This window comes from Streptomyces sp. NBC_01235 (assembly GCF_035989285.1).
Lineage (GTDB): Bacteria > Actinomycetota > Actinomycetes > Streptomycetales > Streptomycetaceae > Streptomyces.
Genome location: NZ_CP108513.1, coordinates 1,921,818 through 1,934,068 on the forward strand (window position 1 = coordinate 1,921,818; position 12,251 = coordinate 1,934,068).

At 66.3% G+C, this 12,251-nt stretch carries 13 protein-coding genes; 8 read left to right on the forward strand and 5 right to left on the reverse strand.

The annotated features are described in order from the left end of the window. The first annotated feature begins 29 nt into the window (after positions 1-29). From OG289_RS08035 to OG289_RS08060, 6 genes are all read left to right on the forward strand, one after another. Positions 30-1,373, forward strand: coding sequence for a hemolysin family protein (locus tag OG289_RS08035; protein WP_327313312.1), 1,344 nt, complete (start codon positions 30-32; stop codon positions 1,371-1,373). Then, positions 1,370-2,383 (forward strand): hemolysin family protein, encoded by a 1,014-nt coding sequence (locus OG289_RS08040; RefSeq protein ID WP_327313313.1) that lies wholly within the window; start codon positions 1,370-1,372, stop codon positions 2,381-2,383. Before OG289_RS08035 ends, OG289_RS08040 begins: the two co-directional genes overlap by 4 nt. 106 nt (positions 2,384-2,489) lie before the next feature. Beyond that, positions 2,490-3,281, forward strand: coding sequence for an SGNH/GDSL hydrolase family protein (locus OG289_RS08045; protein ID WP_327313314.1), 792 nt, complete (start codon positions 2,490-2,492; stop codon positions 3,279-3,281). A gap of 153 nt (positions 3,282-3,434) precedes the next feature. Beyond that, complete coding sequence (gene purB / locus OG289_RS08050) at positions 3,435-4,877, forward strand: adenylosuccinate lyase (RefSeq protein ID WP_327313315.1); 1,443 nt, start codon at positions 3,435-3,437, stop codon at positions 4,875-4,877. Further along, on the forward strand, positions 4,874-5,389 hold the full coding sequence (mug, locus tag OG289_RS08055) for a G/U mismatch-specific DNA glycosylase (protein ID WP_327320617.1): 516 nt from the start codon (positions 4,874-4,876) through the stop codon (positions 5,387-5,389). The genes purB and mug overlap by 4 nt, the downstream gene beginning before the upstream one ends. A gap of 333 nt (positions 5,390-5,722) precedes the next feature. Beyond that, entirely contained in the window at positions 5,723-6,832 is a 1,110-nt protein-coding gene (locus OG289_RS08060) for a DUF3644 domain-containing protein (RefSeq protein WP_327313316.1), read from the forward strand. 18 nt (positions 6,833-6,850) lie between these two features. Here OG289_RS08060 and OG289_RS08065 read toward each other — a convergent pair whose 3' ends face one another. After that, positions 6,851-7,570, reverse strand: a complete 720-nt coding sequence (locus tag OG289_RS08065; protein WP_327313317.1) for a 5-formyltetrahydrofolate cyclo-ligase — start codon at positions 7,568-7,570, stop codon at positions 6,851-6,853. Positions 7,571-7,582: 12 nt separating this feature from the next. After that, positions 7,583-8,746, reverse strand: a complete 1,164-nt coding sequence (locus OG289_RS08070; RefSeq protein ID WP_327313318.1) for a helix-turn-helix transcriptional regulator — start codon at positions 8,744-8,746, stop codon at positions 7,583-7,585. A 230-nt stretch (positions 8,747-8,976) separates the two neighbouring features. Between OG289_RS08070 and OG289_RS08075 the strand changes: the two genes are divergently transcribed. Next, positions 8,977-9,309 (forward strand): recombinase family protein, encoded by a 333-nt coding sequence (locus OG289_RS08075; protein WP_327313319.1) that lies wholly within the window; start codon positions 8,977-8,979, stop codon positions 9,307-9,309. After that, positions 9,306-9,923 (forward strand): ATP-binding protein, encoded by a 618-nt coding sequence (locus OG289_RS08080; protein WP_327313320.1) that lies wholly within the window; start codon positions 9,306-9,308, stop codon positions 9,921-9,923. The genes OG289_RS08075 and OG289_RS08080 overlap by 4 nt, the downstream gene beginning before the upstream one ends. Before the next feature lie 128 nt (positions 9,924-10,051). On the opposite strand, the gene OG289_RS08085 is transcribed toward OG289_RS08080, so the two are convergent. The 3 genes from OG289_RS08085 to OG289_RS08095 all read right to left on the reverse strand — a co-directional run bounded on the left by OG289_RS08085 (position 10,052) and on the right by OG289_RS08095 (position 12,140). After that, a complete protein-coding gene (locus OG289_RS08085) occupies positions 10,052-10,639 on the reverse strand; it encodes a TetR/AcrR family transcriptional regulator (RefSeq protein ID WP_327313321.1) in 588 nt (195 codons plus the stop codon). A gap of 231 nt (positions 10,640-10,870) precedes the next feature. Then, on the reverse strand, positions 10,871-11,149 hold the full coding sequence (locus OG289_RS08090) for a hypothetical protein (RefSeq protein WP_327313322.1): 279 nt from the start codon (positions 11,147-11,149) through the stop codon (positions 10,871-10,873). 223 nt (positions 11,150-11,372) lie between these two features. Then, positions 11,373-12,140: a TetR/AcrR family transcriptional regulator gene (locus OG289_RS08095; RefSeq protein ID WP_327313323.1), complete on the reverse strand. Its 768-nt coding sequence runs from the start codon at positions 12,138-12,140 to the stop codon at positions 11,373-11,375. Between the last annotated feature and the right edge of the window lie 111 nt (positions 12,141-12,251).

The window sequence follows — 12,251 nt, forward strand, 5'->3', positions numbered from 1 at the left end:
CTGTCCGACCATGGGACGGAGGTGACCCGATGACCGAAGTGCTCCTGCTGCTGGTGGCGATCCTGCTGTCGTTCGCCTGTGGCGCCTTCGTCGCGGCCGAGTTCTCGCTGACCACCGTCGAGCGCAGCGAGCTGGAGCGGGCGGTGGAGCGCGGCGAGCGCGGCGCGGCCGGGGCGCTCAAGGCCGTACGGAACCTCACCTTCCAGCTCTCCGGCGCCCAGCTCGGCATCACCGTCACCAACCTGGTGGTCGGCATGCTGTCCGAGCCGTCGATCGCCAAGCTGATCGCCGGGCCGCTGGAGTCGCTCGGTCTGTCGAGCACCACGTCGAGCTCCGTCGCCCTGGTGCTGGGCACGGCCCTGTCGACGGTGTTCCTGATGGTCGTCGGCGAGCTCGTGCCCAAGAACTGGGCGATCTCCTCCCCCCTGACGGTCGCCAAGACAGTGGGCAACGCGCAGCGCTGGTTCAGCGCCGCCTTCCGGCCCTTCATCAGCCACCTCAACAACACCGCGAACCGCGTCGTGCGTCGCTTCGGTGTGGAGCCCACCGAGGAACTCGCCGCCGCGCGCGGCCCCCAGGAGCTCGCGGCCCTGGCCCGGCACTCCGCCAGGGAGGGCGCCCTGGAGGCGGACACCGCGGAGCTGTTCGTGCGCACGCTGAACCTGGCAGACCTGACCGCGGAGAACGTGATGACCCCGCGCGTCCAGGTCATCGCCCTGGACGCGACGGCGACCTGCGAGGACGTGGCGAACGCGACCCGGGCGACGGGCCTGTCCCGCTTCCCCGTGTACCGCGGCGGCCTCGACGCGGTGGTCGGCACCGCGCACATCAAGGACGCGCTGGCGATCCCGGCGGAGCGCCGCGTGCGGGTGCCCGTCGCGGAGATCATGCGCGAACCCCTCCTCGTACCCGAGTCGCTGACCGTGGACCGGCTGCTGGACCGGCTGTCCGGCAAGCGGACGATGGCCGTGATCATCGACGAGTACGGCGGCACGGCGGGCGTGGCGACGCTGGAGGACATCGTCGAGGAGGTCGTCGGCGAGGTCCGTGACGAGCACGACCCGCACGAGACGCCCGACCTGGCGCCCGCCGGCACGGACGACGACGGCCGCGCCCTGTTCTCGGCCGACGGCGCCACCCGCACCGACCAACTCGCGCGGGTGGGCCTGCACACCCCCGAGGGGCCGTACGAGACGCTCGCCGGTCTGGTCGCCACCGAGCTGGGCCGGATACCGGCCGAGGGCGACACCGTCGAGGTCGTCGGCTGGCGCATGGACGTGGTGGACGCCTCCGGCCGCCGGGCCGCGCGCGTGCTGCTGCACGCGCCACCTGCCACGTCCTCCGGGAGTTTCGGACAGGAGGCCGCGAAGTGACCGCCGTCCAGCTGCTGATCGCCCTGGCGACCCTCGTCGTCAACGCGTTCTTCGTCGGCGCCGAGTTCGCGCTGATCTCCGTGCGCCGCTCGCAGATCGAGCCGTACGCCGAACAGGGCGACCGGCGCGCCAAGAGCGTGCTGTGGGGACTGCAGCACGTGTCCGCGCTGATGGCGGCCGCTCAGCTCGGCATCACGCTGTGCACGCTGATCCTCGGCGTGGTCGCCGAACCGGCCATCGCGCATCTGCTGGAGCCGGTGTTCCACGCGGTGGGCGTGCCCGAGGGCGCCGGACACGCGGTGTCCTTCGTGATCGCGCTGGCCCTCGCCACCTATCTGCACATGCTGCTCGGCGAGATGGTGCCGAAGAACATCGCGCTCGCCGAGCCGGTGCGCAGCGCACTGCTGCTGGGCCCGCCGCTGGTCACCCTGGCCCGGGCGCTTCGGCCGGTGATCTTCGCGATCAACGCCTTGGCGAACGGTCTGCTGAAGCTGATGCGGATCGAGACGAAGGACGAGGTCGCCGCGGCCTTCTCGGACGCCCAGCTGGCCCAGATCGTGCGGGACGCCGGCGAGGCGGGCCTCATCGACGACCGCGCCCAGGAGCGGTTGCACGACGCCCTGGAGCTGGGCCGCCGCCCGGTGCGGGACGTCGTCCTGCCGCTGGAACGGGTCGTCCACGTGCGCGTGGGCGTCACTCCGGAGGAGCTGGAGCAACTCGCGGCCGAGTCCGGGTTCTCCCGCTTCCCGGTGGTGGACGAGGGACGCCGGATCGTCGGCTACCTGCATGTGAAGGACGCCCTCGACGCCTCGCCTCGGGACACGCCGTTCCGGCCGCGGGACATGCGGCCCATCGCGCGCGTGCGGGAGGCGACGCCGCTGGACGACGTCCTCACCGCGATGCGCGGCAGCCGTACGCACGTGGCGGCCGTGCTCGGCTCCGACGGGCGGCTGGCCGGCCTCGTGACCATGGAGGACGTGCTGCGGGAGCTGTTCGGACAGCAGACGTGAGACCACGGACGAACCGGAGGACCGGCAAGTGGACGGACCAGAGGTGACCGCGGACCAGAGATGACCGACCGCTGGGTATGCGACTCGGGCTACCATCTATGTCGCCATGCAGACGAACCCCACACACACCAGCCTGGTCGCGATCGGCGACTCGTTCACCGAAGGCATGTCGGACCTGCTGCCCGACGGCTCCTACCGGGGCTGGGCGGACCTCCTCGCCGCGCGGATGGCCGCGCGCACCCCCGGTTTCCGCTACGCCAACCTGGCCGTGCGCGGCAAGCTGATCGGGCAGATCGTCGACGAGCAGGTGCCGGTGGCGGCGGCGATGGGCGCCGACGTCATCACCCTGGTCGGCGGCCTGAACGACACCCTGCGCCCCAAGTGCGACATGGGCCGGGTCAAGGGCCTGCTGACGGAGGCCGTGGAGCGCCTGGCCCCGTCCTGCAAGCAGCTCGTGCTGATGCGCAGCCCGGGCCGGCAGGGGCCGGTCCTGGAGCGGTTCCGGCCGCGCATGGAGGAGCTGTTCGTGTGCGTCGAGGAGCTGGCGGATCGGCACGGCGCGCTCGTCGTCGACCTGTACGGCGCGCCGTCGCTCGGCGACCCGCGCCTGTGGGACGTCGACCGGCTGCACCTGAGCGCCGAGGGACACCGCCGGGTCGCCGAGGCCGTCTGGCAGACCCTCGGCCACGACCCCGAGGACACCGAGTGGCACACGCCGATGCCGGCCACGCCGCCCCCGGGCTGGGCCGCCCGGCGCGTCGCGGACGCGCGGTTCGCCCGGCAGTACCTGCTCCCGTGGATCGGCCGCCGTCTGACGGGCCGCTCCTCGGGCGACGGCCTGCCACCGAAGCGCCCCGACCTGCTGCCGTACGAGGTGCGGCCCGACACCGCGGGGTGACGTCCGCCTCGGCAGGGCGACGTCCGCCTCGGCAGGGCGACGTCCACCACCGCAGGACGACGTCCACCACCGCGGGGTGACGTCCGTCTCGTAGGTTCCGCCGAACGGGACGGTGGCGCTGGCCTGCACGAATCGCCAGTAGAATCCCTACACGTGACTTCCGCTCCCGCCAAGCCCCGCATCCCCAACGTCCTCGCCGGACGCTACGCCTCCGCCGAGCTCGCCACGCTCTGGTCGCCCGAGCACAAGGTGAAGCTGGAGCGTCAGCTCTGGCTCGCCGTGCTGAAGGCCCAGAAGGACCTCGGGATCGAGGTGCCGGACGCGGCGATCGCCGACTACGAGCGTGTCCTGGACACCGTCGACCTGGCATCGATCGCCGAGCGCGAGAAGGTCACACGGCACGACGTGAAGGCCCGCATCGAGGAGTTCAACGACCTCGCCGGGCACGAGCAGGTCCACAAGGGCATGACGTCCCGCGACCTGACGGAGAACGTCGAGCAGCTGCAGATCAGGCTGTCGCTGGAGCTCGTGCGCGACCGTACGGTGGCCGTCCTGGCGCGCCTGGGCAAGCTGGCCGGCGAGTACGGCGAGCTGGTCATGGCCGGCCGCTCGCACAACGTGGCCGCGCAGGCCACCACTCTCGGCAAGCGGTTCGCCACCGCCGCCGACGAGCTGCTCGTCGCGTACGGCCGGGTCGAGGAACTGCTCGGCCGCTACCCGCTGCGCGGCATCAAGGGCCCGGTCGGCACGGCGCAGGACATGCTGGACCTGCTGGGCGGCGACGCCGCGAAGCTGGCCGAACTGGAGGACCGGATCGCCGGTCACCTGGGCTTCTCGCAGGCGTTCACGTCCGTCGGCCAGGTCTACCCGCGGTCGCTGGACTACGAGGTCGTAACGGCGCTGGTGCAGCTCGCGGCTGCTCCCTCCTCGCTGGCGAAGACGATCCGGCTGATGGCCGGGCACGAGTTGGTGACCGAGGGCTTCAAGCCCGGCCAGGTCGGCTCCTCGGCGATGCCGCACAAGATGAACACCCGCTCCTGCGAGCGCGTCAACGGCCTGATGGTCATCCTGCGCGGCTACGCGTCGATGACCGGCGAGCTGGCCGGCGACCAGTGGAACGAGGGCGACGTGTCCTGCTCGGTGGTGCGCCGGGTCGCGCTGCCGGACGCGTTCTTCGCGCTGGACGGTCTGCTGGAGACGTTCCTGACGGTGCTCGACGAGTTCGGCGCCTTCCCGGCCGTCGTCGCCCGCGAGCTGGACCGCTACCTGCCGTTCCTCGCCACCACCAAGGTGCTGATGGGCGCGGTGCGCGCGGGCGTCGGCCGTGAGGTCGCGCACGAGGCGATCAAGGAGAACGCGGTCGCCTCCGCGTTGGCGATGCGCGAGCGGGGCGCCGAGCGCAACGAGCTGCTGGACAAGCTGGCCGCCGACGAGCGCCTCCCGCTCGACCGCGCGCAGCTGGACACGCTGATGGCCGACAAGCTGTCCTTCACGGGTGCCGCCGCCGCGCAGGTGGCCACGGTCGTCGGCCGTGTCGAGGAGATCGTGAAGCAGCGGCCGGAGGCGGCCGGCTACACCCCGGGAGCGATCCTCTGACCCGCTCGCCCCGCTTCACCCAGGCGGAGCTGGAGGCCGCCCGCGACCGTCTCGTACCGGACGTCGTCGCGGGCGGCCTGCGCGTCCTGTTCTGTGGCATCAACCCGGGCCTGCTGACGGCGGCGACCGGCCACCACTTCGCCCGCCCCGGCAACCGCTTCTGGCCGGTGCTGCACCTCTCCGGCTTCACACCGAGGCTGATGAAGCCGGCGGAGCAGCGGGAACTGCTGTCCCACGGGCTCGGCATCACGAACGTGGTGGCCCGGGCGACCGCCCGGGCCGACGAGCTGAGCGCCGAGGAGTACCGGGAGGGCGGACGGCTGCTGGCGGAGAAGGTGACGCTGCTGAAGCCCCGCTGGCTGGCGGTGGTGGGCGTGACCGCCTATCGGGCGGCCTTCGACGACCGCAAGGCCGCAGTGGGTCCGCAGGAGCGGGTCATCGGGGACACGCGCGTGTGGGTGCTGCCGAATCCCAGCGGTCTCAATGCGGTTACAACTACCCCTCGACCATGATCCACTTCGGCCGCTCCGCTCCGGGCCCGACACCCCTTGTCGATCTTGCTAGATGGGCGCCCTTGCAGCTCAGGGCCACTGCCTCGCGCCGCCCGCTCCGATGCCCCGGAGGCACGAGGGGCGACCCGCAGGCCACCACCTGGAAGCGCGACCGATCCAATCGGATGATCTTGCACATGGGAAACGGCTGATCTCGACGAGCGGCCGACTCGTCCACGTAAATGATCTTGTGACGGTTGATTCCCTCGTCTTTCCTGACAGGTCATGGGAATCCTGCTTGTCCCGGGACGACCGTAAGTGTGATCCTTCTTATGAACGCGAAGGACGCACGACATGGCATACGCCCGTTGGAAGCACATCCTCATCGAGTCGCAGCGGCACGCCCTCAAGGCAGTTGACGAGTGGAACTGTTCAAGTGGCAACTACAGCGACTTCCTCACCCACATGCACAAGGCGTGGCACTACCTGCTTCATGCGGAGTTCCACAAAGCCAAGATCGACTACCACTACAAGGACGCCCAGACTGGTCAGCACAAGCTGATCGACGGCGAGCCGAAGGCGTGGGATCTGGAGTGGTGCCTGAAGCAGCGCTACACCAACAGTGCCGACCCGGTGCGCTTGAACGCCGAGCTCTTCGTGGCGCTCCGCAACAAGGTGGAGCACCGGTACGAGCACAACCTCAAGATCGTGACCGGCGGCAGGGCGCAGGCGCTCGTCATGAACTACGAGCAGGAGATGGTGGACCACTTCGGCCCCGCTTTCAGCCTCGCTGATCAGCTCCGCTTCCCGATCGCCCTCCAGACGCTCACCGCCGAGGGTCGCGAGCAGCTCCAGGACGCGGCGAAGAAGCTGCCGAAGAAGACCCGCGACCTGGTGGCGAAGTTCGAGGCTGCCATCGACTCGGACGTACTGGATGATCTGAAGTACGACTACCGGGTGCGGCTGGTGCCCATCGTCGGCAAGAAGACGGATGCCGACCTGGCGGTCAACTTCGTCAACTTGGACGAGTTGACCGACAGTGAGCGCGCGGTCATGACCAAGGCGGGGCGTACCGGGACGGTCATCACCAAGGTGAAGCACGTCGAGACGATGAACCCGGCGAAGCTCCGGGCATCGGTCGTCGCCGAACGCGTCGAGGCCGAGCTGCCGTTCTGCTTCAGTGTCCACGGTGAGCACACCGAGATGTGGCGACGACTCGGCGTCCGTCCGGCTGTGGGAAGTGCCGACCCGTGCATCACCGATGCGCGCTACTGCATCTACGACGAGCCGGTCAGCACCTACCTGTACACCGATGCCTGGGTGGCGAAGATCATCAAGGAGATCGGCACGGTCGAGAAGTACCGCAAGTTCTTCGGCAAGGACCCGCGCATGAAGAAGGTGACCGCCTTGCCGAAGCAGGCAGACCCCGTGCACGACGAGCGTCCCATCGGGAAGACCGCCTGAGCCAGTGAAGGGCTGTGCCTACCGCGCAGCCCTCCGCCGCGCCAGTACCGGAATCGCCGCGATCTTCTCGGGTGTGAGGTCCTCCCATACCAAGCCGTGCGGACGTCGACGGTTGGGGCAGGGGATCACCTCGTCGGGCGTGACGATGTAGTCCACCGAGAAATCGTGCTCAGTCTCGGGGATGTCGTCCTCGATGACCTGGAGCGCGTGGACGGGCGCGACAATCACGGTCGACTCAGTGACGAGGCCGGCCTCGATGAGAAGCGCCACTTCAAGGTCGGAGTACCCGGCACCCTTGCCGATGCGGGCACCGGAGCGGTTCACGGCCACACTGCCGCAGACGACGATGTCGATCGGTCGCATGTCGTCCACGCCGACGCGCCGGGCAACCTGGGCCGCTCCCTTCTTCTCGGCGGCCTCCTCCGGTGGAAGCCCGAGGTTCTTGGGGTCGAGCAGGTAGAAGGGTTCGAGTGACGCCATACGCGGCACAGCCATGTAGACGCGCTTGCCGTCATTCAGGGCACGAACACGCACGGGAAGCTGTGCCCAGTCAGGGTTCGCCTTGACGGTCGTGGCTCGCTGCCATTCATCCAGCCCGGCCAGTTGCTCAGCGGTCCCCTCAGTCCCGTAGAAACCGGGAATCTTTCCGTACGAGTCGGAGGTAGCGCCGCCACCGTCAATGAGTCGTCGCCACACTCGCTCGCGTACGGCCTGCTTGGCCTGGTCGATGTTCGTCACGCCCCACCTGTTCTATATGGCCATGAGCGCAAGCAACCTGTCGTTGATCTCCTGCGCCCACGGCTCGTTCCTCCACTGCCGTAGCTCACGCCCAGCAGAGAACGCCAGATTAAGACCGCCTCCGCCGCGCGTCAGCTCGACGGCATCAATGGTGCGGTGCATGACGCTCGCCGCCTCATCCAGCTTGCCTTGACGGATGAGCGCCAAGGCCAGGTTGCCCAGCGCGATGGCTTGGCTCTTCTTCTTGGCTGCCAGTGCCCGCGAAGTCATACGGAGGATGGGTTCGGCCCGCTCCGGCAGATCGAGGAATAGGTAACACGATCCGGCGAGCCGGTTGAACTCGTTGACTGTGTAGTACGGCGCGGCGATGTCGTCAGGGTGGAAGCGGTCGAACTGGATCTCGGCCTTCTTCAGCGCGTCCTCGCACTCGGGAAGCGCGCCGGTCATGGCATACCCCTCGGCGACATGAAGAAGCGAGAGACCAGTCAGTGACGGGCTGGCCAGCTTGGCGGCCTCCGCGGCCTGCTCGGCAAGCGTCACACCTCTCGTCGGGTTCTTCTCGCCGTAGAGCGCGACGAAGCTCATGCGGAGCGTCGCGTACGCCTCGGTCGAGGGGTCTCGGGCGTGCTTCGCTGCGCCGACCGCTTCCTTGAAGTATTGGATCGGCGCACGGTGGTCGCGACGCTGGCTGACGTCCCACACCAGCTGTCCCATGAACGTCGCTGAGTCGGCTTCGACCGCGTAGAGCGCACGACGCACCCGAGGGTTGGTGGCGTTCTCACGGAGGAACCGCACCTGGCCGTGGAGCTGACCGGCACGACCAAGCAGCGCCGTCGATGCTTCTTGGTCGTAGGACTCATCGAGCTTGCGCAGCTGCTCGTGGAGGTAAGCGACCACCATGAGGTCGGCCGACGCTGGGTTCTCCAGGGCATACGTCATCCGCTCACTGGGGCGAACGTCGGTGGCGGTCACGTCGTCCAGGAGCGCTTGAAGCTCCTGGCTCGACACCTTGAGTGCGCGCGCCAGTTTTGGCCGTAACCAAGCTTGCGGCTCCGTGTCGGCGCTCTCCCAGCGACCTACCGTTGAACGCTCGACGCCTAGATACTCGGCAAGCCCCTCTTGCGTGAAGCCTGCCGCTTTGCGACGTTGAGCTAGGCGTATGCGCTTCGCTGCCATCGCCCATCCCTCCAGTGCATGGGGCGAATTACCACCGTAGCGGCGCACGGGGCATCTGTGCAGGCCAGACCTGGGAATGCCACACGGATGCGTCATGCGTGCGTCACCTTTGCTGTGGTGTTTGCGCAGGTCAAACCGCTTCTCTGGTTGGCAGGTTGGCGAGCGGATGGAACCCCGTGCCACCGCTCGTCAACCGTTCCACTCCCCCGGAGGAACGGATGCGACCTGCCATGTTCGGCTATATGCGGCTCGCCGCAAGTGACGACCCAGACGAAAACGAGACCATCCAACGGGAGTTGGCGACCTACGCCACCCGCGAGGGGTTCGAGCTGGAGCGGCTGTTCATCGAGCGACTCGACGCCCGTGATGAGTCGGCCTTCTTCGCCTTGGTCGATGCGCTCAAGACCGCCGACGTCAAGAACGTAATCGTGCCGTCCTTGTGGCACTTCGCCCGGCTGCCTGGCCTGCAAGCTGCCATGCGCGACCACATCGAGCGCGAGCTGGGCGCACGGTTGTGGGTCATCCAAAGCACCGTCGGACAGCCGAGGGGTGCTGCGTCATGAGCGCCGACACCGTGAACCCGATCCCTCTCCTAGCTGCCTCGCTGCGACTGACCGCCGTACCAACCGCCGTTTCGTGCTCGCGGATGTTCGTGCGGCACACGCTGACGCGGTGGCACCTCGAAGACCACATCGACACAGCGGCGCTCATCATGAGTGAGCTTGTGACGAACTCTGTCCGGGCTAGCGGCATCACGGACACAGACCCGAAGTCGTGGCAGATCACCGCCGAGCACGTCATCGGGATACAGCTTCGGGCTATCGAGGCCAGCCTGTACGTCGAGGTCTGGGACAGAATGCAAGGGGTGCCGGTACGGAAGAATCCCAACCCTGAGACCGAAGGTGGGCGCGGCTTGCTCTTGGTCGAGCAACTTGCGAAGCGGTGGAACGTCTACCGTCCGCACGTTGGCGGCAAGGTCGTCTGGGCTGAACTGCCCCTCGGCTTGCCGGTGGAGTCGCCCCCTTTCGACCAGGAGCACACGCCCCTCGTCCTACCGACGGACATCCGGGCGGAGCGGGGGCCGGTTGAAGAACAGGCGCGTTCAGCGCTGTTCGACCAGCTCTTGAAGACGACAGTCGATGCGATGGTCTCGGTGCGGATGACCGATACAACCTAGGATCGGTGGCCGGCTGCTGGTAGGTCGGACGGTTCCAGGCGACACAATCCCCGGATATGAAAACGCCCCGCCACCCTTACGGGAAGCGCGGGGCGTTTCCGTTTGGGTTGCGGGGTGTGGCGTGTCGTCTACAGGATCGACATCAGCGCGAAGCGGCTGGACTCCTCGGCGGGCTGTGGAGGGCTGGGCGGTGAGATAGTTCCGAGCAGGCTGGTTAGGTGATAGCGGGCGGAGTCTGACGGCTCCCGCCCATAACGATGCTCACCTTTCCAGTGCGCTTCGATCAGCTTTCCGAAGACTTCCACAAGCCTGTGAAAGATCGGATGGTACTGATCGGCAGGGTTTTCTTCACGCCCGACGGGCAGAAGTGCCCTGCATAGCGTGGGGTGATCGGTCAGCAAGACCGCCAGCTCGCGCACGAAGTTCGCGAGAGCTTCATCAGTCTTTCCGTTTGCGGCGACGGCTTCATCTGCACGCTCGATGAACGGCAGAAGTTCAGCTTCATAGGCTGCTACGACCAACAGCCGCTTCAATGGAAAGTGATTGAACAGCGTGGCCATGCTGACCCCCGCCGCTTTTACAACCTGCTCACGGGTGATTCCGTGATAGTCATGCTCGTCGCAGAACGGGCGGGTTGCGTCCAGGATCATCTTTCGAGTCCGGGCACGCTTGGTGGCCGCCGCCTTCTGACGGGGGCCGAGTTCTTCTGTTGACACGCGTCTCTCCAATATTGCTCGGATGGGGCGCGTCGCCAACTAAGGAATTACTTAGCGGGGCGCCGCATCCGAGATAGAGAGAGGACTATTGCCTTTGCGGCAATCTGTGTATATTTAAACACATTTTGTATAAAAATGCAATTACTCTTAGAAACAAAGAACACCCCGCGACCGACAGCGGACGCAGGGCGTTCTTCGCTGTGATTGTGCGAGGTGAATGACGCGATTGCGTCAGCGGTTGAGCGTGGCGTTGCAGTCCGAGATGACGCCCTCGGCGAAGTCGCCGAACTCGTCGAGCGTCCTCGCCAGGGAGACGCCGACCGGGCCGTCTTCACGCATCTTGTCGGCGGTCGAACGCAGGTTGGTGAGTCCGTCACCACTCCTTACCGGCCGGGCCGGGAAAGTGCGGCGGAGTTCGGTGGCGGATGAGCCACCGGTGATGGCGTCCGTGAGGTTGATGTCTCGGCCGTCCGTCTTGTTACCAAACAGATCGTATCCGTCGAAGCTCAAGGTGGTTCCCTTCATAGGTAACGATGCCTTGACGAAACAGAAATTGCATTTCGCCAAGACTTACTATGAAGGATTTGATTCAAAATGCAAGGTTAAGCAGTTTAATTACGGCGATTAGCGTGAGTGCGGAAAAGAAAGAACCCCGCATCCCGTAGGGATCGCGGGGTTTCTTTGACGGCAGCATTCTTGGAAGCGGGGCAAGTTGTGGTGTGATCGAGGCGACCTACCAACCCGCCAGGTCGTCGCGTTGCTTCAGCTTCTCGTACCACTCATCGACCCTTGGCTGTACAGCTTCTAGGAGATTGAGCGCCCCTCTGATGACGGGCGCATCAAAGCTCGACAGGATCGCGGGCAGGAGCTCGGCAGCCGTTGCCTGCGTGACGGCCATTGGCAGGTCACGCAGAGCATATGAATCGCGCAGCTCCAGAAGCATCGAGCGAACGTGATACTCAACAGTATAGCTGTATACAATATCCGGGTCGTCGCAAGTATAGTTCCCGACGTGCTTGAATGGCTCGCGCCTGTGAACAATCAATACCATGCCGTCCGTGATATGGCTCCCGATTTGCCGATTGCCCTTTCCCGTGATGTAACGGTCACTGCGCGGCACTTCGAAATACGCCTTGATCATAGCCATGGTGAGCGCTTGATGCTCATAGCTCAGCTTATTGACGGCGTACATATACCGAAGCAGCTCCTCGATGGGATCTGACGGGTTGTAAGTGCCGTCTTCCACGCCCCTGACGATCGGCTGGATAACCGGCGCGAGTAGCTGTTCATGGGCTGCTTGCAGGATGTCGTACTTGTACGTGAAGTGGTTGTACAGGGTGGCAACGCTGACGTCAGCCGCTTCGGCGATCTGCTCACGGGTGTAGTCGCCATCGTCAGCTTCGCCGTACAGGTCGAGTGCGGCCAGTGCGACCGTCCGTCGTGTTCGCCTGCGCTTCGTCTCTGCTGCCCGCTGTCTGGCGGTCATCTCTTCCTCGGTCATGACGTCATCTTACGTGCACTGTAGGGCCACCGCCAAGATTGAGGTTTGACAGAAACCTGAGTGAGCACTCAACCTAGAGCCCATCGACCCACCCGCCGCGGCTGGCCTACG